The sequence below is a fragment of the Paenirhodobacter ferrireducens genome, assembly GCF_004022265.1.
Lineage (GTDB): Bacteria > Pseudomonadota > Alphaproteobacteria > Rhodobacterales > Rhodobacteraceae > Rhodobacter > Rhodobacter ferrireducens.
Map to the genome: position 1 here is coordinate 1 of NZ_SAVB01000023.1, position 25,733 is coordinate 25,733.

The following is a 25,733-nucleotide window of genomic DNA, read 5'->3' on the forward strand; positions in this document are numbered from 1 at the left end:
CGAGAAACGCATCGAACAGCGCACCGTGCGCAAGCGGGAGGAAGCGTGATGGCCGAAGTGGTGAAGGGCTGGGACCGCAACCAGATGGCCGCACGCGCCGCGCTCGAACTGCACGACGGCACCTATGTGAACCTCGGCATCGGCATCCCGACGCTGGTGCCGAACTTCATCCCCGCGGGGGTGAATGTCACGCTGCAGTCGGAGAACGGCATGCTCGGCATGGGCCCCTTCCCCTATGAGGGCGACGAGGATCCCGACCTCATCAATGCCGGCAAGCAGACGATCACCGAACTGCCGCAGACCGCCTATTTCGACTCTGCCACCAGCTTCGGGATGATCCGCGGCGGCAAGATCGCGATGGCGATCCTCGGCGCGATGGAAGTGTCGGAAAGGGGCGATCTGGCGAACTGGATGATCCCGGGCAAGCTGGTCAAGGGCATGGGCGGGGCGATGGACCTCGTCGCCGGCGTCAAGCGCGTCGTGGTGGTGATGGACCACACCAACAAGCACGGCGAGTCGAAGGTGCTGAAGGCCTGCACCCTGCCGCTGACGGGTCAGGGCGTGGTCGACCGGATCATCACCAACCTCGGCGTGCTCGATGTGACACACAAGGGGCTGCACATCGTCGAGCTCGCCGAGGGCGTGAGCGAGGAGCAGCTGCGCGCCGCGACCGAGGCGACGATCGTCGACTGACGCGTCCGCTGCACACCGACCCGCAAGGCCCCGCCCACCCGCGGGGCCTTTGCATTCGGCCCCCCGGCCCCCTGTCCCTCCCCGGCCTCCAATCGCCCAAAATACCCCGGGGGTGAGGCCGAAGGCCGAGGGGCCAGCGCCCCCTGCGCAGGTCGGACAGGGGGCCTCCCCGGGGGCGCACCGCGCCGGCGGTCCGCACCCGCGGTGCGGGATTGCGCTGCGGGCCCCGCGATGCTTGAACGGGAGCAGGACCCGCGACAACCGAGGACGCGATGCGCAAACCGGAACTCTCCCTTGTCCAGCTCGCCGTGCTCGAAGCGGTGGCCCGGCATGGCGGCATCGGCACGGCGGCGCAGGCGATCGGCCTGTCGCAGCCTTCGGTGTCGAACCATGTCTCGCAGATCGAGGGGCGGCTGCGCACCCGTCTGTTCGATCGCCAGGGCAACCGCTTCGTCGCGAATGCGCGGCTTGCGGTGCTGCTGCCGAAGATCCAGGCGCTCCTGGCGCTCTCGGACGAGGTCGACGCCCATCTGCGCGGCCACGAGGAGCTGACCGGGGGCTTCCTGCGGATCGGCTATTCTACCCATCAGTTCGTGATGGGGGTGCTTGGCCGGTTCATCGCCCACCACCCGGCGGTGCGGATCGAGGCCCGCTCGGCGGGATCCTACGAACTGCTCGCCTCGCTGCGCCGCGGCGACATCGAGGCTGCCTTCATCACCCTCGGCACGCCCGAGCCGGGGCTCGACGCGCTCGAGATGCGGCGCGAGGAAGTGGTGCTGATGGCGCGGCGCGGCTCGGATCTGGCCCGGCGCGGCAGCATCGGCTGGGAGGAGATCGGCGCGCTGACGCTGATCCGGCGCGAGGAGGGATCGGGCACGCGCCGGGCCTTCGACGCGATGGTGACGCGGCTTGGCGTGGCGCCGGCGCGCGGGCTCGATCTCGGCTCATGGGAATCGATGCGCGAGGCGGTGGCGCAGGGGCTTGGCCTCGGCATCGCGATGCGTGGCGAGATCGAACCCGATGACACCCGCGTCGCGGCGGTGCGGATCGGCCCGCCGCAGCTCGAGCTTGGCCATTATCTGGTGGCGCTGCCGGAGCTGCGCCAGACCGCACAGGTCTCGGCGCTGTACGCCCTTGCGGCAGAGCCCGCGGCATAGGGCTTCCGAAAGGATCATTTGGTTAAACTATACTTTTCTATCAGTCATTTGAATGTCACATGGAGGGCCTAGGCACGGCGCATCGCTCATCCTGGAGGGAAACCGATGCGAATGAACCGTCTTGCCGTTCTGGCCTGCAGCACCGTCCTTGGCCTGTCCGGCACCGCGGCCCTTGCCGCGGGCTGTCCCGCCGTGACCGTCGCCGACATGCAGGGCCTCGAGCCGGCTTATCCCGAGCAGTTTGAGCTCGACGCCTTCCAGGCGGCGGCAGGGTGCACGCTGGGCTTTGCCGCGAACCCCGGGAGCGCAGCGCTGAACGCGCGCATCCTCGGCAATCCCGCGCTGCCGCCGCTGGCCGAACGGCTGCCGGCCGAGCCGCTGGTGGTTGCGCCCTACGAGGCGATCGGCAGCTATGGCGGGGTCATCAACGGTGTCTCGCGCGCGACCGAGTCGGGCACCTCGGACATGCTGTCGGTGCGGCATGTGAACCTGGTGCGCTATGCCGACGACCTGAAGACGATCGTGCCCAATGTCGCGAAATCCTGGGACTGGAACGCCGATTTCACCCAGCTGACCTTCACCCTGCGCAAGGGGCACAAGTGGTCGGATGGCGCGCCCTTCACCGCCGATGACATCGTCTTCTGGTATAACGACCTGCTGCTGAACCCGGCGGTGACGGCGAAGGTGCCCGACCGCTGGCTTTTCGACGGCAAGCCGGCGACGGTCGAGGCGCTCGATGCCGAGCATGTCCGCTTCACCTTCCCGACGCCGCAGCCGAACCTGCTCAACCGCTGGGCGGTCGACTATGGCCAGACCTTCCAGCCGCGGCACTGGCTGGCGCGGTTCATGGACAAGTACAATCCCGATGCCGCCGCGCTGCGCGCCGAGTATGGCTTTGCGACCGAGGGCGACGCGGTGAACTTCTACTATGGCAACTCCGACTGGAAGGATGTGCCTTCGGCGATGATGAAGGACCCGGCTCTTGCCGCCCGGATCGGCAAGAATGCGGTGCCGACGCTCGAGTCGCACATCGTCGTCGAGGAGAGTGCCGAGGGCCGCAGGCTGGTCGCCAACCCGTATTTCCACATGGTCGACACCGCCGGCAACCAGCTGCCCTACATCCCCGAGATCCACGAGGCCTTCGTGCCCGAGCGCGAGGTGGTCAACCTGCGCATCCTGAACGGTGATGTCACCTGGAAGGAGCAGGCGCTCGAGCTGAACGACTTTCCGCTGCTCAAGGAGAACGAGGCGAAGGGCCATTACAGGGCGGTGCTGGCGCCGACCTTCGGCGAGAACGTCTTCTACAGCTTCAACCGCAACGACAAGGACCCGGTGCTGCGCGCGATCTTCAGCGACCCCCGCTTCAGCCAGGCGCTGTCGCTTGGCATGGACCGAGAGGAGATTCGCGAGATCGTCTATCTCGGTCAGGGCAACATCCAGCAGGCCCTGCCTGCCGAGACGCGCACCGTCGATTTCATCACCGAGGCCGACAAGACCGCCTTTACCGCCTTCGATCCCGAGACGGCGAACCGGCTGCTTGACGAGATGGGGCTGAAGGCGGGGCCCGACGGGCTGCGCCGGCGTCCGGACGGAGCGCCGCTGACGCTGCGCCTCGTCTTCGCCTCGCAGGGCTCGCCGGTGCAGCTGCACGAACTGGTGCGCGGCCAATGGGCAAAGCTCGGGCTGCAGGTCGATATCCGCGAGGTCACCACCGACGAATACCGCGCCAGCGCCAACAACAACGACGTCGACGTCTTCATCTGGAAGAACGACGGCATCACCGGCCCGTTCATCAGCCAGGACGCGACGATGCTGATGCCGCCCTTCGGCGATTTCTTCAACCCGGGCGGTGGCTTCGACTGGGTGAAGTGGCACGAGACGAATGGCGCCGAGGGCAGCGCGCCGCCCGCCGACATCGCCCGGCTGTGGCCGCTCGGGGCCGAGTTCGTCTCGCAGCCGCTCGGCAGCGCGCGCAGCAACGAGATCGGCGCCGAGATCATCCGGATCCATCTCGACAACCTGCTGAAGATCGGCGTCGTGGCCGATATCCCCTCGCCCTATGTCTATGACGCGCGTCTGGCCAACTTCCGGCCGCAGACGGCGAAGACCTACGACTTCTACTGGACCTATTCCTATCGTCCGCAGCAGTGGTTCTTCCGCGACTGAGACGCGCGAGGAGCGTGCCGCCTCCGGGGATGCCTCCGGGGGTGGCGATCCTGAACTTGTCACGAAAAAGGGGAGGCCGCGATGCTGCGGTTCTTGGCCGGGCGGGCCGTCGGCATGGCGGTGACGCTGGTGCTGGTATCGGTCATGGTCTTCGCGATCATGGAGCTGCCGCCGGGCGATTACGCCGATCGCTATGCGTTCCGGAAATACTCCGGCACCGGCGTCACCATCACCGAGGCGGATGTGGCGGCGATCCGGCACACGCTCGGTCTCGACCGGCCGGCACCGCTGCGCTACCTCGACTGGGTCGGCGGGATCGTGCTGCACGGCGACTTCGGCAAGGCCTATGCCTTCGAGACCTCGGTCAACGCGATCATCGGGCAGAAGGTCTGGCTGACGCTCGGGTTGCTGTTCGTCACGCTGGTGCTCACCTATGCGGTCTCGATCCCGATCGGGATCTATGCCGCCGTGCGGCGCGGCACCGCCACCGATTACGGACTGACGGTGCTGTCCTATCTCGGCCTTGCGCTGCCGAATTTCCTGCTGGCGCTGGTGCTGCTCTATTTCGCCAACCGCTGGTTCGGCGCCTCGGTGGGCGGGCTGTTCGGCCAGGCCTACGAGAAGGCGCCCTGGTCGGCGGCCAAGCTGTGGGATCTGGTCAAGCACCTGTGGCTGCCGGCGCTGGTGCTGGCCTGGTCGGCGATGGCCTACCAGATCCAGACGGTGCGGGCGACGATGTCGGACGAGCTTGGCAAGCTCTCGGTCATCGCGGCGCGGGCGCGCGGCCTGCCCGAGATGCGGCTGTTGCTGAAATACCCGGCGCGGCTGGCGCTCAATCCCGTGGTCTCGACCATCGGCTTCGACGTGAACCGGATCTTTTCCGAGCTGCCGATCGTCGCCGCTGTGCTGGGGCTGACCGAGCTGGGCGACCTGCTGCTGAAATCCTTCCTCGATCTCGACATGAACGTCGCTGGCGCAATCCTGCTGCTGCTGACCGTGGTCATCGTCGGGATGAACTTCGTCTCGGATCTGCTGCTGGCCTGGCTCGATCCGCGGATCCGGCTGGGGGGCTGAGATGAACGACATGAGCCGCCTGTCCGAGGCCGGGGCGTTGCCCGCGACCCCGCCTGCCACCTCCCCCGCGACCCCGCCCGAGACCGCGGCCGAGCGCCGTGCACGGGCGCGCCGCGAGCGGTATTATTCCGCCGGTCAGTGGCGCCTTGTCTGGTGGCGCTTCCGGCGCCACCGCGGCGCGCTGTTGGCGGCGCTGCTGCTCGGGGCGATGGTTCTTGCCGGGCTGTTCGCCGATGTCGTTGCCCCCTGCGCACCGACCGAGCGTGACCGCGCCTATCTTGCCGGGCCGCCGCAGTTCCCGGTCTTTTGCGATGCGAAGGGCTGTTCGCTGCGCCCCTTCGTGCATGGCTCGCGCACCGAGCGCGACCCGGTGACACTGCGCCTGCGGGCGGTGCCCGACCCGGAGAAACGCGACCCGGTCATCTTCTTCGTGCCGGGGCCGACGGTGCGGCTGCTGGGGGCGATCCCGTTGTCGGTGCGGCTTTTCGGGCTCGAGAGCGGCGCGCCGCTGCATCTGTGGGGCACCGATCCGCTTGGCCGCGACGTGTTCTCGCGCACCCTTCATGCGACCCGCACCTCGCTGTCGATCGGCGTGCTCGGGGTGCTGATCTCGTTCACTCTGGCGCTGGCGATCGGTGGCATCGCGGGCTATGCGGGCGGGCTTGTCGATGCCGCGATCCAGCGCGTGACCGAGGTGGTGCGGGTGATCCCGGTGATCCCGCTCTACATGGGGCTTGCCGCGGCGATGCCGAAGGAATGGTCCTCGACGCAGGTCTATTTCGCGATGACGCTGATCCTCGGCCTGTTCGGCTGGCCCACGCTTGCGCGGCGGATCCGTTCGCAGCTGCTGTCGATCCGGGGCGAGGATTATGTGCTGGCGGCCCGGCTGGCGGGGGCACGCCCGGCGCGGATCATCGCCGGCCATATGCTGCCCTCCTTCACCAGCTTCATCATCGTCGATCTGGTGATCTCCTTTCCCTACATGATCCTGTCGGAAACGGCGCTGAGCTTCGTCGGCCTCGGGCTGCGGCCGCCCGCGGTGTCCTGGGGGGTGATGCTGCAACAGGCGCAGTCGGTGCAGGTGATCGAACAGGCGCCGTGGCTTTTCATTCCTGCGGGTTTCGTGGTGCTTGCCGTGCTCGCCTTCACGCTGCTGGGCGACGGGCTGCGCGACGCCGCCGACCCCTATGGCCAGAACGGGTGATCCATGCTTTCCGTCGAGAATCTTTCCGTCACCTTCCGCACCGACGAGGGCATCGTGACCCCGGTTGCGGATGTCTCCTTCGCCCTGGCCGAGGGCCGTACCCTTGGCCTTGTCGGCGAGAGCGGCTCGGGCAAGTCGGTCACCGCGAAGGCGCTGATGCGGCTGCTGCCGGGCACCGCCACGCTCGGCGCGCACAGCCGGATGCGCTATGTCGACAAGGCCGGGCAGGCAATCGGGATCGAGCGATTGTCGCCGCGCGCGCGCGCCCTGCGCCGGCTGCGCGGGGGCGAGATCGGGATGATCTTCCAGGAGCCGATGGCCTCGTTCAGCCCGGTCTACACGATCGGCAACCAGATCACCGAGGCGATCGCGCTGCACCGCGGGCTGAAGGGGCGCGCGGCGCGGGCGCTGGCGATCGAGATGCTGGCGAAGGTCGGCATCGCCAGCCCGGAGCGGCGCATCGACCAGTATCCGCATACGCTGTCCGGGGGGATGCGGCAGCGCGCGATGATCGCGCTCGCGCTTTCGGCCGGGCCGCGACTGCTGATCGCCGACGAGCCGACGACCGCGCTTGATGTGACGATCCAGGCGCAGGTGCTTGATCTGATGCGGGGCCTGCAGTGCGATCTCGGCATGGCGATGATCTTCATCAGCCATGACCTCGGGGTGATCGCCCAGGTCGCGCAGGAGGTGGCGGTGATGTATCTCGGCACGATCGTCGAGCGCGGTCCGGTGCGCGCGCTGTTGCAGGCGCCGGCGCATCCCTACACCCGCGGGCTGATCGCGGCGATCCCGCGGCTCGACCGGCTCGAGGGGCGCCTGCATCCGGTGCCGGGCGAGATCCCGAGCCCCTCGGCGCGGCCCGCGGGCTGCCCGTTCCATCCGCGCTGCGCCGAGGCGCTTGCCGGGATCTGCGCCACGCGGGTGCCGGAGCCGGTCGATCTTGGCGGCGGGCGCGTGGTGCGCTGCCACCTGCACACCGGCGAAAGGAGTGTCGCATGAACGGCCCGCTGATCGAGGTGAGGGATCTCGAGGTCACTTTCGAGACCGGAGGCCGGGGGCTTTTCGACCGCCGTCGCGCGCCGCTGCGCGCGGTCGACGGGGTCAGCTTCGACATCCGCCGCGGCGAGACCGTCGGGCTTGTCGGCGAAAGCGGCTCGGGCAAGACCACGGTCGGCCGCGCGCTCCTGCGCGCGCTCGACCCGACGGCGGGGCAGGTGCTGCTGCACGGTCCCGAGGGTACGATCGAGCTTTCCGCGCTTGCGGAGGCGGCATTGCGCGCGGTCCGGCCGCGGATGAGCCTGGTCTTTCAGGACCCCTATTCCAGCCTGAATCCGCGGATGACGGTGCGCGACATCATCGCCGAGCCGCTGGTGGCGACCGGGCTGTTGCGGGACCGCGCCGAAATCGACGCGCGGGTGCGCGAGATCGCGGCGCGCTGCAAGCTCGACCTCGAGCATCTGCGCCGTTTCCCCCATGCCTTCTCCGGCGGCCAGCGGCAGCGCATCTGCATCGCCCGCGCCCTCGTCGCGCGCCCCGATTTCGTCGTCTGCGACGAGAGCGTCTCGGCGCTCGACGTCTCGATCCAGGCCGAGATCGTCAACCTGCTGCACGAGTTGCAACAGGAGACCGGGGTCAGCTTCCTGTTCATCGCGCATGACCTTTCGGTGGTGGCGCAGATCAGCCGGCGCGTTGCGGTGATGTATGTCGGCCGCTTCGTCGAATATGCGCCGACCGAGGCGCTGTTCTTCGCGCCGCGCCATCCCTACACCCATGCGCTGCTGTCGGCCGTGCCGCAGCCCGACCCCGATCTGGGCTTCCACCCGGATCGGCTCGAGGGCGAGATCCCGGACCCGTCCGAGCCGTCCCCGGGCTGCCGCTTCCATTCGCGCTGCCGCTTCGCGCGCGCCGCCTGCCGCGATGTGGTCCCGGCCTGGCGCGAGATCGCCCCCGAGCATTTCGTCGCCTGCCATTTCGCCGAAGAACTCGACCTGGCGCGCGCCAGACCCTGAGCCGCGCTTCCCCCTTTTTCCGGTGGCCGCAGACCTGCGGCCGCCTTTCCTTCCTGCTTTCGGAGACAGACGTGACCGACCTCCTCATCGAACCGCCGCGCATGGGCGAACCCTGGCTTCTGACCCCCGGACCGCTGTCCACCTCCTTTGCGGTCAAGTCCGCGATGTTGACCGATCTCGGCAGCTGGGACAGCGACTTCCGGGCGATGACCGCCGAGGTCCGCGCGCGGCTTGTCGCGCTGCTCGGGGAGGGGGGAGAGGCCTATACCTGCGTGCCGATGCAGGGCTCGGGCAGCTATTGCGTCGAGGCGATGCTCGGCACGCTGGTGCCGCGCGCCGGGCGGGCGCTGGTGCTGGCGAACGGCGCGTATGGCGCGCGCGCGGCGCAGATGCTGCGGGTGATGGGGCGCGCGGTGGTGGTGCTCGACAAGGGCGACTACCTGCCGCCGCGCGGCGCCGAGGTGGCGGCGATCCTGGCGCAGGACCCGGCGATCAGCCATGTCGTGGCGATCCATTGCGAGACCTCCTCGGGCATCCTCAACCCGCTTCCCGAGATCGCCGCAGCGGTGGCCGGGGCCGGGCGCCGGCTGCTGATCGACAGCATGTCCGCCTTCGGCGCGGTGCCGGTGCTGCCCGCCGAGATCGCCTTCGACGCGCTGGTCAGCTCGGCCAACAAATGCATCGAGGGGGTGCCGGGCTTCGGCTTCGTGCTGGTGCGCCGCGCCGCGCTGGCCGAGGCCACAGGCAATGCTCATGCGCTTTGCCTCGACATCGCCGCGCAATCGGCCGAGTTCGAGCGCTCGGGGCAATGGCGCTTCACCCCGCCCACCCATGCCGTCGCGGCCTTCCTGCAGGCGCTGCGCGAGCACGAGGCGGAGGGCGGCGTTGCCGCGCGCGGCGCGCGCTATGCGGCCAACCGCGACCGGCTGGTGGCGGGGATGCGGCAGATGGGGTTCGAGACACTGCTGAGCGATGCCTGGCTCAGCCCGGTCATCACCACCTTCTTCTGCCCCGCCGATCCGGCCTTCGTCTTTGCCGATTTCTACGACCGGATGAAGGCGAAGGGGTTCATCCTCTATCCGGGCAAGCTGACGCAGGTCGACAGCTTCCGCATCGGCACGATCGGTCGGCTCGACACCGGGGTGATCGACGCGGTCCTGGCTGCCGTGCGCGACACCCTGGCCGAGACCGGGGTGCGCGGTGCCGCGCCCTCTGGTGCGGCGCTCGGGGAACGGGCGCGGTTCCTGGCGGAGGTGGCGGCATGAACCGGTTCAAGGCGGTGGTCTTCGACTGGGCCGGCACGACGATCGACTTCGGCTCCTTCGCGCCGATGGGGGTTTTCATCGAGGCCTTCGCGCGCTTCGGCGTCACGGTGAGTGTGGCGCAGGCGCGCGGCCCGATGGGCAAGCCGAAATGGGACCATATCCGGGCGATGATGGACCTGCCGGAGATCGCGGTGCAATGGCGTGACATTCACGGCCGGCTGCCCGAAGATGCCGATGTCGACAGGGTCTACGAGGTTTTCGTGCCGATGAACGAGGAAGTGGTCGCGCGCTATGCGACATTGGTGCCGGGCTGCCGCGAGGCGGTGGCGCAGCTGCGCGCGGCGGGGCTGAAGATCGGCTCCACCACCGGCTATGTGCGCTCGATCATGGAGCGGGTGCTGCCGGTGGCGGCGGCGCAGGGCTATGCCCCCGACTGCCTCGTCTGCGCCGACGATCTGCCCGAGGGGCGGCCCGGCCCGCTTGGCATGTATCGCTGCTTCATCGACCTGCAGGTCTATCCGCCCGCTGCGGTGGTCAAGGTCGACGACACCGCGCCGGGCATTGCCGAGGGGGTGGCGGCGGGCTGCCTGACGGTGGGGGTGGCGCTTTCGGGCAATGCCGTCGGGCTGACGCCCGAGGCGCTTGCCGCCACGTCTGCGGCCGAGCGTGCGCGTCTGCGCGCCGGGGCCACGGCGCTGCTGACCGCGGCGGGCGCCGATCATGTGATCGACACGGTGGCGGATCTGCCCGCCCTTCTGGAGCGTCTCGATGCCGAAGCCTGAGGCCCTGAACCTGCTGCTTGTCACCCTCGATCAGCTGCGCGCCGATGTTCTGTCGGGCGCGCTGGCGGGGATCGTGCTGACGCCGGCGCTCGACCGGCTGCGGGCCGAGGGGGTGAGCTTTGCCAATTGCTTCACCGCCGCGGTGCCCTGCGGGCCGTCGCGCGCCTCGTTGCTGACCGGGCTTTACGCCTTCAACCACCGCGGTATCCGTAACGGGGCGCCGGTGGCGCGCCATCACGCCACGCTCGCGACCGAGCTGCGCCGCCTCGGCCGCGAGCCGCTGCTGTTTGGCTATTGCGACATGGCCGCCGACCCGGCCGAGCGCGACCCGCGCGACCCGGACCTTGCCACCTACGAGCTGCCCGCCCGCGGCTTTCGCGAAATCGTTGAGATGCGCTTCGAGGCGCCGCTGGCCTGGATCGGGCACCTGCGCCGGCGCGGCTATGACCTGCCCGAGCCGCTGCCGGCGCGCTGGTTCGACCTCTATCGCCCGGCGGGCGAGGGGCTGCGCGCCCCCGCCTTCTACCGCGCCGAGGACAGCGACACCGCCTTTCTGACCGACCGCACGCTCGAGGCGCTCGAGGCGCGGCGCGACGGGGTGTGGAGCGCGCATCTGACCTATATCCGCCCGCACCCGCCGCTGGTCGCGCCCGCGCCGTGGAACCGGCTCGCCGAGACCGCGCGCATCCCGGCGCCGGTGCCGGCCGGGGGCGCGGCGCATCCGTTTCGCGATGCCTGGTTCTCGGCGCCGTCGCAACAGGGGCTTTACTGGGGCTTCGATGGCCGTTGCGAGACGCTCGACCCCGCGGCGGTGGCCGATCTGCGCGCCGTCTATCTTGGCCTTGTCGCCGAGGTCGATGCGCATCTCGGCCGCATTCTCGACTGGCTCGACACGACCGGGCAGGCCGGGCGCACCGTGCTGGTGCTGATGGCCGATCACGGCGAGATGCTGGGCGATCAGGGCTATTGGGGCAAGGACAATGTTCTGGCCGCGGCGCATCACGTGCCGCTGGTGATCCGCGCCCCCGGGGTACAGGCCGGGCGGGTGGTCGCGGATGTGGTCTCGACCGTCGATGTCACGCCGACGCTGCTTGACCTGTTGGGCGGGGTGCCCCCCGCGGTGATGGACGGGGCGCCGCTGACGCCTTTCCTGCGCGGCGAACGGCCGGATGATTGGCGCGGGGTTGCGCTGACCGAGATCGATCTGGCCGAGCCCGGTCGACCGACCCGCTTCGAGCGAGCTTTCGGCTTGCCGGAGACCCGCTGTAACGCCGCGATCCTGCGCGATGCGACGCATACGCTCGTGCATTTCAACGGCGGGTTGCCGCCGCTGCTGTTCGACCGTGAGGCCGACCCGGCCGAGACCCGCGACCTTGCGCAGACGGTCGAGGGCCGCGCCCATGTCGCGCGGCTGCGCGCCGCAATGCTCGATCTGCGGATGGAGCGCGCCGACCGGCGCCTGACCGGAAGCAGTGCTGCCGGTTGAGCGGCTGCGGCGATTGTCACGATTCTCTGCCGGGCGCCGGGCCGAATCTCTTTTCCCACGGCCCGCCGGGGCTGCGGACGGGAGATTCTGGCGCTGCCGGGGCAACCCGGGCGAGGGATGTCAACAATCCGTTATCTGAGGCCGGCGTGAGCGGGAAACCGCGCATCTCTGAAAACGGTTTCGGCCGTTTCCCGCCCGCTTTCCGGCCGGCAGGGCTTCTTGGCTTTGCTTGCGGCCCCCGATCTGGAATTGCTGTGCGCACGGTTTCGTCGCGATGCGGCAGGCCGTTCCTGTCGACCGATCTGCGAAGGCGAACTGATGGCTTTGAAGACGCTTGTTGCGACCGCCGTTCTGGGCTGTGCGATGTTCCTCTCCGGCGGGATGCCGGTGCAGGCGGAATCCCGACACCAGCGGCAGGAAGAACAGGTGGTGCGCGTCGCCTCGGTGGCGCCCGAAGAGCTGAAGCAGGCCGTTGCGCAATCCTCGGCGATGCAGACCCGGCGGGGCCGGATCTGGTGCGTGCCCTTCGCCCGCGAGGTGAGCGGCATCAACATCCAGGGCAATGCCAAGACCTGGTGGCAGAAGGCGACGAATCTTTACCCGAAGGGGCAGCGCCCGGTGGTCGGGGCGGTGCTGAACTTCCGCGCCACCCGCGGCATGCCGATGGGCCATGTCGCGGTCGTCTCGCGCATCGTCTCCGAACGCCGGATTCTCGTCGATCACGCGAACTGGCACCGCAACAAGGTGTCGCTCGACATGGCGGTGGTGGATGTCTCGCCGGCGAACGACTGGTCGCGCGTGCGGGTGGAAACGCTGCCGAACACGCCGGGCAGCGTCTATCCGACCTACGGTTTCATCTACAAGGTCGCGGCGAACGGCTGAGTTTGGCCGATCTCGTGCCGATCACGAGCATTTTTGCCACAGACCAGGCCACGCAGGAACTTTCTTCCGCAAGCATGCTTATATGACCGGGATCGACGGCTGTGTCCGTCGTGACGGGAGTTGAGACATGAAGATCCTCAGGATGACCACGGCGTTGGTCGCCGGTCTTTCGATCCTGCAGCCGACGGTAATCGAGGCGCAGGGCAACGCGGGGTCGAGCTGTGTCGCGGCGCAGATCGCTGACGGCAAGTCCGCGAACGAGGCGCGCAGGATCTGCGCGGGGCAGGGCGGTGGCGGCGGCAATGCGGTGAAACCGCCGAAACAGCGGAAGAATACGCACGAGCCCTTTGACATGCCGCTGCAGCAGCGCCGCGCGGTTCCGGCAACGCCCGGGCTGCGCCCGGCGCAACCGGCCAGGCCGCCGAAGACGGCGCAGCCCACGCCGCTGCAGCCGCAGCCGGCAAAGCCGCAGCCGTTGCAGCCAAAACCTGCGAAGCCGCAGCCCTCGCAAGGTGCGGATGCGGTGTGGCCGAACCGGAATCAGAACCAGAACCAGAACCAGAACCGCGTGCAGCTGCCGGGCCAGCAAGCCCGCCCCGAGCGCACTCCGGGTCCGACCACGCCGTTTTGGCAAAAGCCTCCGGGAGAGGTGTTGTCGCCGCGCACTCCGCAGCCGGCGAAGCCACAAGCGGGGGGGCTGCCGCCTGTCGTCGCTCAGCCGTCGGACAATCCGCCGGTGCCACGGCAGCCGAAGCCGGCAAAGCCGCAGCCGGGCGGGCAGCTTCCGGCACAGATGCAGCCGAAACCCGCCAAACCGAAGCCGGGGGTCCGGCCAGTGCCGGGACAGCAGCCGGGCAATCCGCCCCCGCCGCAGGTCGTTCCGCTGCTCCCCGGGCAGCAGCAGGCCCGGCCCGGGCTACAGCCGCCGCAGCCGCAGCGCCTGCCGCCGAACCTGCGCGACGCGCTCGATTCGCAAAACCGCCGGCCGCCCAGGCCGGTGCCCGTGCTGCCGGTGAAGCCGCCGCGCAACGAGGCACTTTCGGCCGGGATCGACCCGAAGGCGCCGCCGCCCCCCGGCGTGCGGATCCAGCGCCAGGTCTTCACCCGCGAAAACACCCGTCGGCCGGGGCAGGACTTCCACACCAACCTGTACGGCCAGCCGCGTGCGCATAAGAAGGACAGCGGTCTGTCCGACCTCGAGAAGCTCGCCATCCTCGGCCTCGGCGCGCTCGCGGTGGGGGCGCTGCTGAACAACGGCAGCCGGGTCGCGGCGAACTCGGACGACCGGGTCGTGGTGCGCAACCCCGATGGCAGCTACTCGGTGCTCAAGGACGATGACGTGCTGATGCGCCAGCCCGGCACGACGATGAGCTCGGAGAGCTATCCTGACGGGTCGCTGCGCACGGTAGCGACGAAGCCCGACGGCACGCAGATCGTCACCCTCTACGACCCGATGCGGCGGATCGTGAAACGGGTGAGGATCGACCCCGACGGGCGCCGCTATGTGCTGATCGACGATTCGCGCGACCTCGCGCCGGTCGATTACGCGACACTGCCTGCGCCGACGGGCTATTACTCCTCGAGCAACAACGAGGCGGCGCTGCGCGAGGCGCTCGCGGCGCAGAACCCGGCGAACCGGGCCTTCAGCCTGGCGCAGATCCGCCAGATCGAGCAGGTGCGGGCGCTTGCCCCCGCGGTGACGGTGCAGAACGTCATCTTCCCCTCGGGCTCGGCGGCGATCGGGCCGGACCAGGCGCCGGCCCTGTCCGAGCTGGGCCGGACGATGCAGGACATGATCGCGGCGAACCCCGAAGAGGTCTTCCTCGTCGAGGGTCACACCGATGCGGTGGGCGATCCGGCCTATAACCTCGCGCTGAGCGACCGGCGGGCGGAATCGCTCGCCCTTGCATTGAGCGACTATTACGGCGTGCCGTCGGAAAACATGGTCGTGCAGGGCTATGGCGAGGAAGAGCTGCTGGTGCCGGCCTCTGGCGCAGAGCCCGCGAACCGCCGCACCGTGGTGCGCCGGATCACCGGGCTGCTCGACGTCGCCCAGGAGTGAGACGGAAAAGGCGGGCCTTGCGGCCCGCCTTCCTTGCCCGCCTCGGCGGGCCTGCTCCGAACCGGGCCCGAGTGGCCGGCCCGTCTCCTCCGGAGCTTACCCTTTTTTCGTCGCCTTCAGCTTGTCGATGCCGAGCATCTTCATCGCGGCCTTCTCGTAGAAGGTTTCCGAGGTGCCCTTGCGCAGCTTGTGCATGAAATAGCGCTCGAAGCCCTCCTTCGCCCAGTGCACCCACTTGCCCTGCGCCGACCAGTTCACGTTGCGCGGCGGGATCTGCGGCTGCGCCACGAAGGCGATGCCCTGATCGCCGAAATCGGCCAGACAGACCGCGTTCCAGGTGCCGACCTCGTCGGGCTCGCTGCCGCGCACGAGATTGCCGATGTTATGCGCGGTGGCGGTGACCATCGACTCGATCATGAAGCCCGTTTTCGGCACGCCGACCGGCACCGGGGTCGGGCCGACCGGCGGGATCGCGACGCAGACGCCGACGCCGAAGACGTTGCGGTATTTCGGGTTGCGCTGATACTTGTCGACGATCACGAAGCCGCGCGGGTTCACCAGCCCCTCGAGCCCGATCAGCGCCGGGATGCCGCGGAAGGCGGGCAGCATCATCGCATAGCCGAAGGGCATCTCCTTCACGCCCTTCGAGGAGCCGTCGTCGGCGATCTCCTCGACGGTCATCTTGCCGTCCTCGACCTTCTGCACCTTGCACGAGGTCATCCACTTGATGTGCTTGTCACGCAGGTTCGATTCCATCAGCCCCTTGGTGTCGCCCACTCCGTCGAGGCCGAGATGGCCGACATAGGGTTCCGAGGTGATGAAGGTCATCGGCACCTGGTCGCGGATCTTCATCTTGCGCAGCGCGGTGTCGAGGATGAAGCAGAACTCATAGGCCGGGCCATAGCAGCTCGCGCCCTGCACCGCGCCGATGATGATCGGCGCGGGATTTTCGCAAAAACGCTCGAAGGCGGTGCGGGCCTTCTCGGCATGATCGACGTGGCAGATCGACTGGGTGAAGCCCTCGGGGCCGAAGCCCTCGATCTCGTCGAAGGCCAGTTCGGGGCCGGTGGCGATGACGATGTAGTCGTAGGAGATCGAGCGGCCATCCTCGAGTTCGACGCGGTTCTCCTCGGGGTGCAGCCGGGCCGCGGCGACGGGGACGAAGTCGATGTCCTTGCGCGCCATCGTCGGCGCCAGGTCGATCGAGATGTCCTTGCGGTCGCGCCAGCCGACGGCGACCCAGGGGTTCGAGGGCACGAAATGGTATTGCGGGTCTTTGGTGATGACCGTGATCTTGTCTTCCTTGCGGACATTGTCGCGCAGCTCGTAGGCCATGATGGCGCCGCCAAGCCCGGCTCCGAGAACCACGATATGTGCCATTCCTCTTCCCTCTCTCCCTGAAGTGCCGCGACGGTACGCGGCAGTATGCATTCACATACCTGAATGTGACGGAAATCTTCTGTCAAGCGCAATGATGCAGGTCAATTCCCGCGCGGACCAACGAAAAAAGGCGGGCCCGGGGGCCCGCCTTCCGTGCAACCGGGGCTGCAGATCACTTCGGCAGTTCGGCCTTGATGCCTTCGACGAAGAAGTTCATCCCGGCGAGGGTGCCGTCGTCCGGGGTCTCGCCCGCGGCGAGCCAGGCCGAACCGTCCTGCTTGTTCAGCGGGCCGGTGAAGGGGTGATACTCGCCCGAGGCGAGCTTGGATTCGAGCGCCTCGACCTCGGCCTTCACCTCGGCCGGCACGGCCGAGCTGATCTCGCCGATCTTCACCATGCCGGTGCCGATCCCGCCCCAGGTCGATTCCGAGGTCCAGCTGCCGTCGAGCATCGCCGCGACGCGCTTCTTGTAATAGGGCTCCCAGTTGTCGATCGTCGAGGTGACGCGCGGCATCGGTGCGAAGGCCGCCATGTCCGAGGCCTGGCCGAAGGTGATGACGTTGCCGGCTTCCTGGGCCTTGGCCTGCGGTGCGGTCGAGTCGGTGTGCTGCATGATGACGTCGCAGCCCTCGGCGATCAGCGCGGCGGCGGCGTCGGCCTCCTTCGCGGGGTCGAACCAGGTGTAGGCCCAGACCACCTTGATCTCGACATCCGGGTTCACCTTCTTGGCGTGGATGAAGGCCGAGTTGATGCCCTGCACCACTTCCGGGATCGGGAAGGAGCCGATGTAGCCGATCTTGTTGCTCTTCGTCATCCGGCCGGCGATGGTGCCCTGGATCGCGCGGCCCTCGTAGAAGCGCGCGTCATAGGTGGCGAGGTTGTCGGCGCGCTTGTAGCCGGTGGCGTGCTCGAACTTCACGTTCGGGAACTTCTTCGCCACGTTCACGGTGGCATCCATGAAGCCGAAGGAGGTCGCGAAGATCAGCTGGTTGCCCTCGAGGGCGAGCTGGGTCAGGGCGCGCTCGGCGTCCGGACCCTCGGGCACGTTCTCGACATAGGTGGTGACGATCTTGTCGCCGAATTCCTTCGCGATCGCCTGGCGGGCCTGATCGTGCTGATAGGACCAGCCCATGTCGCCGATCGGGCCGACATAGATGAAGCCCACTTTCAGCGGATCGGCGGCGCGGGCGGGCAGGCCCGCGGCAGCGGCGACGGCGGTCGCGGCGGTGGTCTGAAGGAAGGTTCTGCGGTTCATGGGAACTCCCCGTGGTTGAGGCCCGAAGGCCCGGATGGCTGCCTCAGGTCGAGGCATGGAACGACCGGCCGAGAGCGGCAGGCGCGGCCTGCACCCCGCGGCGGTGGATGGCGGAGAGGACGACCAGCACGACGATGGTCAGCACATAGGGTGCCATCGACAGCAGGTGCACCGGGATCGCATAGCCCGCGGCCTGCAGCTGCAGCTGCAGCGCGGTGATGCCGCCGAAGAGATAGGCGCCGATCAGCACCCGCCCGGCACGCCAGGAGGCGAAGACGACGATGGCGAGCGCGATCCAGCCGGCGCCGGCGGTCATCCCCTCGGTCCATTGCGGCACGCGCACGAGGCTGAGATAGGCGCCGCCCATCCCGGCGAGCGCGCCGCCGAAGGCGAGCGCCATCAGTCGCACCGCAATCACCCGGTAGCCAAGCGCATGCGCCGCCTCGGCATTCTCGCCCACGGCGCGCAGGATCAGCCCGGCGCGGGTGAACCTGAGAAAGGCCCAGACCGCGACGACGAGGGCGAGCGACAGATAGACCACCCAGTCATGCGAAAAGAGGATGCGGCCAAGCCCCGGGATCTCGCTCAGCGGGCCGAAGGGCACCTTGCCGGTGGCGGGCGGGCGCACCCCCTCAAAGCCCTTGCCGAAGAGCGCCGACAGGCCAAGCCCGAACATCGTCAGGGCAAGGCCGGTTGCGGTCTGGTTGGACAGGAACACCTGGGTCAGCACGGCAAAGAGGGTGGCCAGCAGCGCGCCGGCGATGGCGCCGCCCAGAAAGCCCAGAACCGGGCTGCCGGTGCCGACGGCCGTGGCAAAGCCCGCGACGGCGCCGATGATCATCATTCCCTCGACGCCGAGGTTCAGCACGCCCGATTTCTCGGCGACGAGCTCGCCCGTTGCCGCCAGCAGCACCGGGGTCGAGGCCGCCATCAGCGTGGCGATCAGCGTGACGATGTCGATGCCGCCGAGGATCATGCGCGGGCCCTCCCGATGCGGACACGGTAATTGGTGAGCAGGTCGAAGCCCAGCAGGAAGAACAGAAGCATCCCCTGGAACACCTGGATCGCCGCCGAGGGCAGCGACAGCATCAGCTGCGCCATGTCGCCGCCGATATAGGTCAGCGCCATCAGCAGCCCGGCCAGAAGGATGCCGATCGGGTGCAGCCGGCCGAGGAAGGCGACGATGATCGCGGTGAAGCCATAGCCCGCGTTGAAGCTGTCGGTGATCTGCCCCGAGGGGCCCGCAACCTCGAAGAGCCCGGCAAGACCCGCGAGCGCGCCCGAGAGGCCGAGGCAGAACACCACCAGCCGCGCCGGCACCACGCCGGCAAAGCGCGCCGCCCGCGGTGCCTCGCCCGCGACCCGGATGCGGAAGCCCGCGATGTGGCGGTGCATCAGGATATAGGCGCCGATCACCGCGATCAGCGCCGCGAGCACGCCCCAATGCGCGCCGGTGCCCGCGATCAGCTCGGGGTTATGCGCCGAGGCGTATTGCTGCAGGTTGCGCGAGCCCGGAAAGCCATAGCCCTCGGGGTTCTTCAGCGGCCCGAAGGCCATGTAGGCAAGCAGGTTCTGCGCGACATAGACCAGCATCAGCGAGACGAGGATCTCGTTGGTGCCGAAGATCACCTTCAGAAGGGCGGGGATCAGCCCCCAGAGAAACCCGCCAAGCGCGCCGAGGATCACCATCGCCGGGAACAGCCACGCACTTTCGGTGGGATAGACGGCCAGCGCCAGCGCCGCGCCGCAGATCGCGCCGATGATGTATTGGCCTTCCGCACCGATGTTCCAGATCCCGGCCTTGAAGCCCACGGCAAGCCCCGAGGCGATCAGGATCAAGGGCGCCGCCTTCACCAGCAGCTGGCCGCGGAAATAGCCGGCGTTCGGGCCGAAGAGCGGATCCCAGAAGATCACCCGGATCGCCTCGACCGGGTTCTTGCCAAGCACCGCGAACAGGATGCCGCCGGCGATCATCGTCGCCAGCACCGCGATCAGGGGCGTCGCCCAGGACCATGCCTTCGAGGGCACGGGCCGTTTCACCAGCCGGATCATTGCGCCGCCTCCGCCATTCCGTGGGCCCCGCCCAGCATCAGCCCGATCTCGTCGATCGTCAGCCCCTCGGTCGGGCGCGGGGCGGACAGCCGCCCCTCGTTCAATGCGCAGAAGCGGTCGGCGATTTCCATCAGTTCGTCAAGGTCTTGCGAGATCACGATCACCGCCGCGCCCTTCGCGGCAAGGTCCAGAAGCGCCTGCCGGATCGCCGCGGCCGCGGCCGCATCGACGCCCCAGGTCGGCTGGTTCACGATCAGCACCTCGGGCGCCTGCAGCACCTCGCGGCCGATCACGAACTTCTGCAGGTTGCCGCCCGAAAGTGCGCGCGCCGCCACATGCGGGCCGGGCGTGCGCACGTCGAAGGCCTGGATGATCTCCTCGGCGAAGAGCCGCGCCGCGGTCATGTCGAGGAAGCCCTTGCGGGTCAGCGGCCGGCGCACGGTGCCGGTCAGCAACGCATTGTCGGTCAGGCTCATGTTCGGCACCGCGGCATGGCCGAGCCGCTCTTCCGGCGCCCCCTGCAGGCCCAGCCGGCGCCGGTCGTTCGGCCCGAGGTCGGAAATGTCCTGCCCGTGCAGTTTCACCGTGCCGGGGGCCGAGGGCACCTCGCCCGAGAGCGTGGCCAGCAGTTCCTCCTGGCCGTTGCCGGCGACGCCGCCGATGCCCAGCACCTCGCCCGCGCGCAGCGACAGCGACACCTCGCGCAGCGACGGGCCGAATTGCGACATCGAGGGCAGGGAGAGCGCCTTCACCTCGAAGATCGTCGCGCCAAGCGCGCGGCCGCTGCGGTCGGTGGTGGTGAACTCGCCGCCCACCATCATCTCGGCCAGCTCGCGCGCCGTCTTCTCGCGCGGCACGCAAGACCCCACCACCTTGCCGCCGCGCAGGATCGTCGCGCCGTCGCACAGGCTGCGGATCTCCTCGAGCTTGTGGCTGATGTAGAGGATCGCCGTGCCCTCGGACGACAGTTTGCGCAGGGTGTGAAAGAGGATGTCGACCTCCTGCGGCGTCAAGACCGAGGTCGGTTCGTCCATGATGAGCAGCTTCGGGTCCTGCAGCAGGCAGCGGATGATCTCGACGCGCTGACGCTCGCCCGCCGACAGATCGCCCACCAGCCGCTCGGGGTCGAGCGGCAGCCCGTAGGCAGCGGAGATCTCGCGGATGCGGCGCGCAAGGTCGCGCATCGGCGGCGGGTTTTCCATGCCGAGGGCGACATTCTCGGCGACGTTCAGCGCCTCGAAGAGGGAAAAGTGCTGAAATACCATCGCCACGCCCGAAAGCCGCGCCGCGCGCGGTTCGGCCGGGGTGTAGGGGGCGCCGTTGAAGGTCATCGTGCCCGAATCGGGTTTCACGAGGCCATAGATCATCTTCACCAGCGTCGATTTGCCGGCGCCGTTCTCGCCCAAAAGCGCGTGCACCTCGCCCCGGCCGACCTCGAAGCCGACGCCGTCATTGGCCACGACCCCGGGATAGGCCTTGGTCAGGCCCTCGATCTTCAGAAGTGTTGTCCCCATCACCCGGCGCGTCCTTCCAATCTGCTGGCCGTTCCGGCTCTTGTGGCGCTCAGCTCTCTCAGTAGCGCGGCGGCGACCGAAATCGCAATGGCCTGCGGTGCCTTCCCGAAGGTCGGATCGCCTATCGGACAGGCAATGCGGGAAATTTGGGCTTCGGAATGGCCCAGATCTGCCAGCCGCGACCGGAACCTTGCCCATTTCGTCGCCGAGCCGATCAGCCCGCAGGCGGCAAAGCCGTGGTCGAGCAGGCGGTGGCACAGCTCGAAATCGAGGGCATGGGAATAGGTCAGGATCAGATGGCGCGCGGTCAGGGGGGCAAGGGGAACAAGATCGGCGGGGTTCTCGGCGATCAGCGTCTCGACGCCCTCGGGGATCACCTCGGGAAAACGCTCGGCCCCGGTGTCGGCCCAGCGAAGCCGCAGCCCGGGCAGCGGGGCCAGCACGCCGGCGAGCGCCCGCCCGACATGGCCCGCGCCCCAGATCCAGAGCTCGGTCGCGCGCGGCGCGACCTCCTCGACCAGCCAGCCCTCGATCAGCAGGGCAGGGGCCTCGCCGCGGTCGCGGGCGCGGGCAAGGGCCCGGCGCAGCGCGAGCGGCATCTCGGCCGGCCCGCCCACCGGGCGCGCATGCCAGCCCGGGGCAAGGGTGGCGACCGTCGCGGCCGTCATCGGCTCATAGGCCAGCACCACCGCGCCGCCGCAGCACTGCCCCATCGCCGGCCCAAGCGCGATGCGTTCGAGATGCGGCGCAAGCGTCGCACGGGCGCGGGCGATCGCCTCGAATTCCAGCCGCCCGCCGCCGATCGTGCCCTCGGTCCGGTCGGGCCAGACCAGCATCGCCGCGCCCGGCTCGCGCGGGGCAGAACCGCGCACCTCGGCCACGGTGATGCGCACGAAAGGGCCGCGTGCGGCGGCCCGGATCAGCGCGTCCGGATCGAGGCTCATGCTGCCACGCCCCGGGCCCTGGCGACGGCGGCCAGTACCGCCTCGGCCGTCGCCGGTGCCTGCAGATCGGGCCAGGCCGGGCCACAGGCCGCGCAGGCCGCATTCAGCGCGAGGAAAGCCGAAATCCCCAGCATGAAGGGCGGCTCGCCCACGGCCTTCGAGCGGAACACCGTCTCCTCGCGGTTCGGCGCATCCCAGAGCCGCACGTTGAACACCCGCGGCCGGTCGGAACAGGCCGGGATCTTGTAGGTCGAGGGGGCGTGCGTCGTCAGCTGCCCCTTCGCGTTCCACACCAGCTCCTCGGTGGTCAGCCAGCCCGCGCCCTGCACATAGGCGCCCTCGACCTGCCCGATGTCGAGCGCCGGGTTCAGCGACGATCCCGCGTCATGCACGATATCGGCGCGCAGGATACGGTTCTCGCCGGTGAGCGTGTCGATCACCACCTCGGTCACCGCCGCGCCATAGGCGAAGTAATAGAACGGCCGGCCGCGCCCGGCGACGCGGTCCCAGCTGATCTTCGGCGTGGCATAGAAGCCCGTCGAGGACAGCGACACCCGCGCGCCATAGGCGGCGAGCGCCACCTCGGCAAAGGACCAGTCCTTGCCCGGCACCGCGACGCGCCCCTCGGCAAAGACCACCTCGCCCAACGCGCAGCCCTCGCGCGCGGCCACGAACCCCGCCAGCCGCTCGCGCACCGTCTCGCAGGCGGCCTGCACCGCCATGCCGTTCATGTCGGCCCCCGACGAGGCCGCCGTGGCCGAGGTGTTGGGCACCTTCGCGGTATCGCTCGCGGTGATCCGCACGGCGTCACTGTCGATGCCGAAGACCCGCGCCGCGACCTGACAGACCTTGCGGTGCAGCCCCTGTCCCATCTCGGTGCCGCCGTGATTGAGCAGGACCGAACCGTCGGAATAGACATGCACCAGAGCGCCGGCCTGGTTCAGATGGGTGAGCGTGAAGGAGATGCCGAATTTCACCGGGCTCAGTGCGATGCCGCGCTTCAAGGTTCGATTTTGGCTGTTCCAGACGGCGATCTCGGCCTTGCGGGCGGCGTAATCGCTTGATTTCTCCAGCTCTGCCAGCAGCCCGTGCAGGATGAAATCCTCCACCTCCTGACCGTAATGGGTTGTCTGCTTTTTCCTGGCCGAACTGCTCTCGGGGGGGCTCGGGGGGGCAGACGGCCCACCCGCCGGCGACAGGGGCGCGGCCTCGTCATAGAAGTTGCGACGGCGCAGCTCGGCCGGCTCGATGCCGATCACATGCGCCAGATGCTCCATCGCGCGCTCGACGCCCAGCATCCCCTGCGGCCCGCCGAAGCCGCGATAGGCGGTGTTCGACTGGGTGTTGGTGCGCAGCCGGTGGCTCTCGACCCGCAGTGCCGGGATGAAATAGGCATTGTCGGCGTGCAGCATCGCCCGGTCGCAGACCGGCAGGCTGAGGTCGGGCGACCAGCCACATCGGGCCAGCTGGATGAACTCGGCCCCCAGAAGCTTGCCCTCGGCGTCGGCGCTGATCCGGTAGTGGATGCGGAAATCGTGGCGCTTGCCGGTGATGACCATGTCGTCGTCGCGGTCGTAGCGCATCTTGCACGCCCGCCCGGTCAGCCGCGCCGCCACCGCGCAGGCGATGGCGAGGTGATTGCCCTGGCTCTCCTTGCCGCCAAAGCCGCCGCCCATCCGTCGCATCTCGACCCGCACGTCGTGCATGTGCAGGCCGAGCGCCTCGGCCACCTTGTGCTGCACCTCGGTCGGGTGCTGCGAGGAACAGCGGATGGTGACGCCCACGTCCTCGGGCAGGGCGAGCGCCGCCTGACCTTCCAGGTAGAAATGCTCCTGCCCGCCGATCTCGACCGTGCCTTCGGCAAGGTGGGTGGCGCGGGCCAGCGCCGGGGCGACCTCGCCGCGCGACCACACCACCGGCCCGCCCTCGAACCGGCTGTTGGTGGCAAGCGCAGCGTCGAGCGTCAGGATCGGTGTGCGGGGCGCATAGCGGATGCGGCCCTTGCGCGCCGCGATGCGGGCGGCGCGGTGGCTTTCGGCGACGACGAGGAACATCGGCTGGCCGATGTAATGCACCTCGCCCTCGGCCAGAACGGGTTCGGGCAGCGGCGCGGGCGAGGCATCGTTGGCAAAGGGCATGTCGGCTGCGGTCAGCACCGCGACCACGCCGGGGCTTTGCCGCACGGCGGTCAGGTCCATCTCCTCGATCACGGCGCTCGCCTCGGTCGAGAGGCCGAAGGCCAGATGCAGCGTGCCCGCCGGGCAGGGGATGTCGTCGACATAGCGCGCGCGGCCGGTGACGTGCAGCTCGGCCGAGTCATGGGGCAGGGGGGCGCCGACGCTCATGCCTGCACCTCCAGCACCGAGACAGGCTCGCCCGAGCGCTCGCGGAGATAGCGCAGCGCCATCGCCTGCGCCGCCTGCATCCGGTAGGCGGCCGAGGCGCGCATGTCGCTCATCGGCGCGAAATCCTCGGCCAAGCTGGGCAGGGCGGCGGTGACCGCCTCTTCGGTGAAGGGCGCGCCGGTCAGCGCCGCCTCGAGCGCTAAGGCGCGTTTCGGCACCCCGGCCATGCCGCCGAAGGCGATCCGCGCACTTGCAATTTTCGAACCTTCCACGGTCAGATTGAAGCAGCCGCAGACAGCGGAAATGTCCTGATCGAACCTTTTCGACAGTTTGTAGCAGACAAGCCCCGGCGCCGATTTCGGCAGGCTGACGCTTTCGACGAACTCACCCGGGCGGCGGTCCTGCTTGCGGTAATCGAGGAAGAACTCCTCGAGCGGCAAGCTGCGGCGGGTGTCGCCAAGGCGCAGGGTCAGGGTGGCACCCATGGCGATCAGCGCCGGCGGGCCATCCCCGATCGGCGAGCCGTTGGCGATATTGCCGCCGATCGTCGCGGCCTGGCGCACCTGTTCGGAGGCGAAGCGGCGCAGCAGCCCCGCGAGCGCCGGGTGCGGCCCTGCGGCCCAGGCCCGCAGGGCGGCGATGGTGACGCCGGCGCCGATGATGAAGCCGGTCTCGGTCTCGGTGATCTCGGCAAGATCGGTGCAGCCGCCGAGGAGGGCAACCTCGGGCAGGGTGCGGAGCTGTTTCGTCACCCACAGCCCGACATCGGTCGCGCCGGCGATCAGCACCGCCTCGGGATGGGCGGGATACCAGGCGGCGAGCTCGTCGGCGGAGCGGGGCAGGAAGGCGGGGGCTGTCTGCCCCCGCACCCCCGAAGGTACTTCCGGCAAGGTGAAGGAGCGGTCAGCGGCGAGCCAGTCGGCGGCAGGCGCATCCTTTGCCGCTTCGGCGGCGCGGATGATCGGTGCGTAGCCGGTGCAGCGGCACAGGTTGCCGGCAAGGATGTCGTCGTGATCGGTGCGGTGATTGAGATGCGCGGTCGCCATCGAGACGACGAAGCCCGGGGTGCAGAAGCCGCACTGGCTGCCGTGGCACTCGACCATCGCCTTCTGCACCGGATGCAGCGTGCCGTCGGGGGCGGCGATGCCCTCGACCGTGCGCAGCGCCTTGCCGGCGATCTGCGGCATCATCATCAGGCAGGCATTCACCGCGCGCGCACCCGCCGCGTCGCTCACCATCACCGTGCAGGCGCCGCAATCGCCCTCGTTGCAGCCTTCCTTGGTGCCGGTCAGCCCCTCGGCGCGCAGCCAGTCGAGCACGCTGAGAGTGGGGTCGTCGAACCGCGCCACCCGGGTTTCTCCGTTCAGAAGAAACGAGATTTCCATGGTCATGTCCGCCGCGATACCGATGTTTTCGACCCCGCGCCCGATGCGGCATAGAGCGGGGGGCTCTCCCATCTG

20 protein-coding genes are annotated in these 25,733 nt (G+C 68.9%); 12 read left to right on the forward strand and 8 right to left on the reverse strand.

Going from position 1 to position 25,733, the window contains the following annotated elements; all coding sequences use genetic code 11:
- Window positions 1–48: 48 nt before the first annotated feature.
- The 12 genes from EOW65_RS15625 to EOW65_RS15680 all read left to right on the forward strand — a co-directional run bounded on the left by EOW65_RS15625 (window position 49) and on the right by EOW65_RS15680 (window position 14,783).
- A complete protein-coding gene (locus EOW65_RS15625; protein ID WP_128151000.1) occupies window positions 49–693 on the forward strand; it encodes a 3-oxoacid CoA-transferase subunit B in 645 nt (214 codons plus the stop codon).
- Between the two features lie 272 nt (window positions 694–965).
- Complete coding sequence (locus EOW65_RS15630; protein ID WP_128151002.1) at window positions 966–1,850, forward strand: LysR family transcriptional regulator; 885 nt, start codon at window positions 966–968, stop codon at window positions 1,848–1,850.
- Window positions 1,851–1,961: 111 nt separating this feature from the next.
- Window positions 1,962–4,016, forward strand: coding sequence for an ABC transporter substrate-binding protein (locus tag EOW65_RS15635; protein WP_128151004.1), 2,055 nt, complete (start codon window positions 1,962–1,964; stop codon window positions 4,014–4,016).
- 81 nt (window positions 4,017–4,097) lie between these two features.
- Complete coding sequence (locus EOW65_RS15640; RefSeq protein WP_240664729.1) at window positions 4,098–5,090, forward strand: ABC transporter permease; 993 nt, start codon at window positions 4,098–4,100, stop codon at window positions 5,088–5,090.
- Between the two features lies 1 nt (window position 5,091).
- On the forward strand, window positions 5,092–6,294 hold the full coding sequence (locus EOW65_RS15645; protein WP_240664730.1) for an ABC transporter permease: 1,203 nt from the start codon (window positions 5,092–5,094) through the stop codon (window positions 6,292–6,294).
- A gap of 3 nt (window positions 6,295–6,297) precedes the next feature.
- Window positions 6,298–7,296 (forward strand): ABC transporter ATP-binding protein, encoded by a 999-nt coding sequence (locus tag EOW65_RS15650; RefSeq protein ID WP_128151006.1) that lies wholly within the window; start codon window positions 6,298–6,300, stop codon window positions 7,294–7,296.
- Window positions 7,293–8,306 carry an ABC transporter ATP-binding protein gene (locus EOW65_RS15655; protein WP_128151008.1) on the forward strand — a complete coding sequence of 338 codons (1,014 nt, stop codon included), beginning with the start codon at window positions 7,293–7,295 and terminating at the stop codon, window positions 8,304–8,306. The genes EOW65_RS15650 and EOW65_RS15655 overlap by 4 nt, the downstream gene beginning before the upstream one ends.
- A gap of 71 nt (window positions 8,307–8,377) precedes the next feature.
- Window positions 8,378–9,571 (forward strand): 2-aminoethylphosphonate--pyruvate transaminase, encoded by a 1,194-nt coding sequence (locus EOW65_RS15660; RefSeq protein WP_240664732.1) that lies wholly within the window; start codon window positions 8,378–8,380, stop codon window positions 9,569–9,571.
- The gene (gene phnX / locus EOW65_RS15665; RefSeq protein ID WP_128151010.1) at window positions 9,568–10,353 is read left to right on the forward strand and encodes a phosphonoacetaldehyde hydrolase; all 786 of its coding nucleotides are present in this window, start codon (window positions 9,568–9,570) and stop codon (window positions 10,351–10,353) included. The genes EOW65_RS15660 and phnX overlap by 4 nt, the downstream gene beginning before the upstream one ends.
- A complete protein-coding gene (locus tag EOW65_RS15670; protein ID WP_128151012.1) occupies window positions 10,340–11,839 on the forward strand; it encodes a sulfatase-like hydrolase/transferase in 1,500 nt (499 codons plus the stop codon). Before phnX ends, EOW65_RS15670 begins: the two co-directional genes overlap by 14 nt.
- A gap of 318 nt (window positions 11,840–12,157) precedes the next feature.
- Window positions 12,158–12,721 (forward strand): CHAP domain-containing protein, encoded by a 564-nt coding sequence (locus EOW65_RS15675; RefSeq protein WP_240664735.1) that lies wholly within the window; start codon window positions 12,158–12,160, stop codon window positions 12,719–12,721.
- 127 nt (window positions 12,722–12,848) lie between these two features.
- Window positions 12,849–14,783: an OmpA family protein gene (locus EOW65_RS15680; RefSeq protein ID WP_128151014.1), complete on the forward strand. Its 1,935-nt coding sequence runs from the start codon at window positions 12,849–12,851 to the stop codon at window positions 14,781–14,783.
- A gap of 96 nt (window positions 14,784–14,879) precedes the next feature.
- Here the strand turns inward: EOW65_RS15680 and EOW65_RS15685 are convergent, their stop codons facing one another.
- The 8 genes from EOW65_RS15685 to xdhA all read right to left on the reverse strand — a co-directional run bounded on the left by EOW65_RS15685 (window position 14,880) and on the right by xdhA (window position 25,658).
- Window positions 14,880–16,163 (reverse strand): NAD(P)/FAD-dependent oxidoreductase, encoded by a 1,284-nt coding sequence (locus tag EOW65_RS15685; protein WP_128151016.1) that lies wholly within the window; start codon window positions 16,161–16,163, stop codon window positions 14,880–14,882.
- A 172-nt stretch (window positions 16,164–16,335) separates the two neighbouring features.
- Window positions 16,336–17,418 carry a BMP family ABC transporter substrate-binding protein gene (locus EOW65_RS15690; RefSeq protein WP_128151019.1) on the reverse strand — a complete coding sequence of 361 codons (1,083 nt, stop codon included), beginning with the start codon at window positions 17,416–17,418 and terminating at the stop codon, window positions 16,336–16,338.
- Window positions 17,419–17,461: 43 nt separating this feature from the next.
- The gene (locus tag EOW65_RS15695) at window positions 17,462–18,394 is read right to left on the reverse strand and encodes an ABC transporter permease (protein ID WP_128151021.1); all 933 of its coding nucleotides are present in this window, start codon (window positions 18,392–18,394) and stop codon (window positions 17,462–17,464) included.
- A complete protein-coding gene (locus EOW65_RS15700) occupies window positions 18,391–19,470 on the reverse strand; it encodes an ABC transporter permease (RefSeq protein WP_128151023.1) in 1,080 nt (359 codons plus the stop codon). The genes EOW65_RS15695 and EOW65_RS15700 overlap by 4 nt, the downstream gene beginning before the upstream one ends.
- Window positions 19,467–20,984, reverse strand: coding sequence for an ABC transporter ATP-binding protein (locus EOW65_RS15705; protein WP_128151025.1), 1,518 nt, complete (start codon window positions 20,982–20,984; stop codon window positions 19,467–19,469). Before EOW65_RS15705 ends, EOW65_RS15700 begins: the two co-directional genes overlap by 4 nt.
- On the reverse strand, window positions 20,984–21,928 hold the full coding sequence (gene xdhC, locus EOW65_RS15710; protein ID WP_128151027.1) for a xanthine dehydrogenase accessory protein XdhC: 945 nt from the start codon (window positions 21,926–21,928) through the stop codon (window positions 20,984–20,986). The genes EOW65_RS15705 and xdhC overlap by 1 nt, the downstream gene beginning before the upstream one ends.
- Window positions 21,925–24,273, reverse strand: coding sequence for a xanthine dehydrogenase molybdopterin binding subunit (gene xdhB, locus EOW65_RS15715; protein ID WP_128151029.1), 2,349 nt, complete (start codon window positions 24,271–24,273; stop codon window positions 21,925–21,927). The genes xdhC and xdhB overlap by 4 nt, the downstream gene beginning before the upstream one ends.
- Entirely contained in the window at window positions 24,270–25,658 is a 1,389-nt protein-coding gene (gene xdhA, locus EOW65_RS15720) for a xanthine dehydrogenase small subunit (RefSeq protein WP_128151031.1), read from the reverse strand. The genes xdhB and xdhA overlap by 4 nt, the downstream gene beginning before the upstream one ends.
- Window positions 25,659–25,733: the final 75 nt, after the last annotated feature.

Excerpts from the sequence above, each read along its gene's own strand:
- xdhA (WP_128151031.1), bottom strand. The coding sequence starts at position 25,658 with ATGGAAATCTCGTTTCTTCTGAACGGAGAAACCCGGGTGGCGCGGTTC.
- EOW65_RS15705 (WP_128151025.1), bottom strand. The coding sequence starts at position 20,984 with ATGGGGACAACACTTCTGAAGATCGAGGGCCTGACCAAGGCCTATCCC.
- EOW65_RS15625 (WP_128151000.1), top strand. The coding sequence starts at position 49 with ATGGCCGAAGTGGTGAAGGGCTGGGACCGCAACCAGATGGCCGCACGC.
- phnX (WP_128151010.1), top strand. The coding sequence starts at position 9,568 with ATGAACCGGTTCAAGGCGGTGGTCTTCGACTGGGCCGGCACGACGATC.
- xdhC (WP_128151027.1), bottom strand. The coding sequence starts at position 21,928 with ATGAGCCTCGATCCGGACGCGCTGATCCGGGCCGCCGCACGCGGCCCT.
- EOW65_RS15640 (WP_240664729.1), top strand. The coding sequence starts at position 4,098 with ATGCTGCGGTTCTTGGCCGGGCGGGCCGTCGGCATGGCGGTGACGCTG.
- EOW65_RS15685 (WP_128151016.1), bottom strand. The coding sequence starts at position 16,163 with ATGGCACATATCGTGGTTCTCGGAGCCGGGCTTGGCGGCGCCATCATG.
- EOW65_RS15690 (WP_128151019.1), bottom strand. The coding sequence starts at position 17,418 with ATGAACCGCAGAACCTTCCTTCAGACCACCGCCGCGACCGCCGTCGCC.
- EOW65_RS15675 (WP_240664735.1), top strand. The coding sequence starts at position 12,158 with ATGGCTTTGAAGACGCTTGTTGCGACCGCCGTTCTGGGCTGTGCGATG.
- EOW65_RS15695 (WP_128151021.1), bottom strand. The coding sequence starts at position 18,394 with ATGATCCTCGGCGGCATCGACATCGTCACGCTGATCGCCACGCTGATG.
- EOW65_RS15655 (WP_128151008.1), top strand. The coding sequence starts at position 7,293 with ATGAACGGCCCGCTGATCGAGGTGAGGGATCTCGAGGTCACTTTCGAG.
- EOW65_RS15645 (WP_240664730.1), top strand. The coding sequence starts at position 5,092 with ATGAACGACATGAGCCGCCTGTCCGAGGCCGGGGCGTTGCCCGCGACC.
- EOW65_RS15700 (WP_128151023.1), bottom strand. The coding sequence starts at position 19,470 with ATGATCCGGCTGGTGAAACGGCCCGTGCCCTCGAAGGCATGGTCCTGG.
- EOW65_RS15630 (WP_128151002.1), top strand. The coding sequence starts at position 966 with ATGCGCAAACCGGAACTCTCCCTTGTCCAGCTCGCCGTGCTCGAAGCG.
- xdhB (WP_128151029.1), bottom strand. The coding sequence starts at position 24,273 with ATGAGCGTCGGCGCCCCCCTGCCCCATGACTCGGCCGAGCTGCACGTC.
- EOW65_RS15635 (WP_128151004.1), top strand. The coding sequence starts at position 1,962 with ATGAACCGTCTTGCCGTTCTGGCCTGCAGCACCGTCCTTGGCCTGTCC.
- EOW65_RS15680 (WP_128151014.1), top strand. The coding sequence starts at position 12,849 with ATGAAGATCCTCAGGATGACCACGGCGTTGGTCGCCGGTCTTTCGATC.
- EOW65_RS15650 (WP_128151006.1), top strand. The coding sequence starts at position 6,298 with ATGCTTTCCGTCGAGAATCTTTCCGTCACCTTCCGCACCGACGAGGGC.
- EOW65_RS15670 (WP_128151012.1), top strand. The coding sequence starts at position 10,340 with ATGCCGAAGCCTGAGGCCCTGAACCTGCTGCTTGTCACCCTCGATCAG.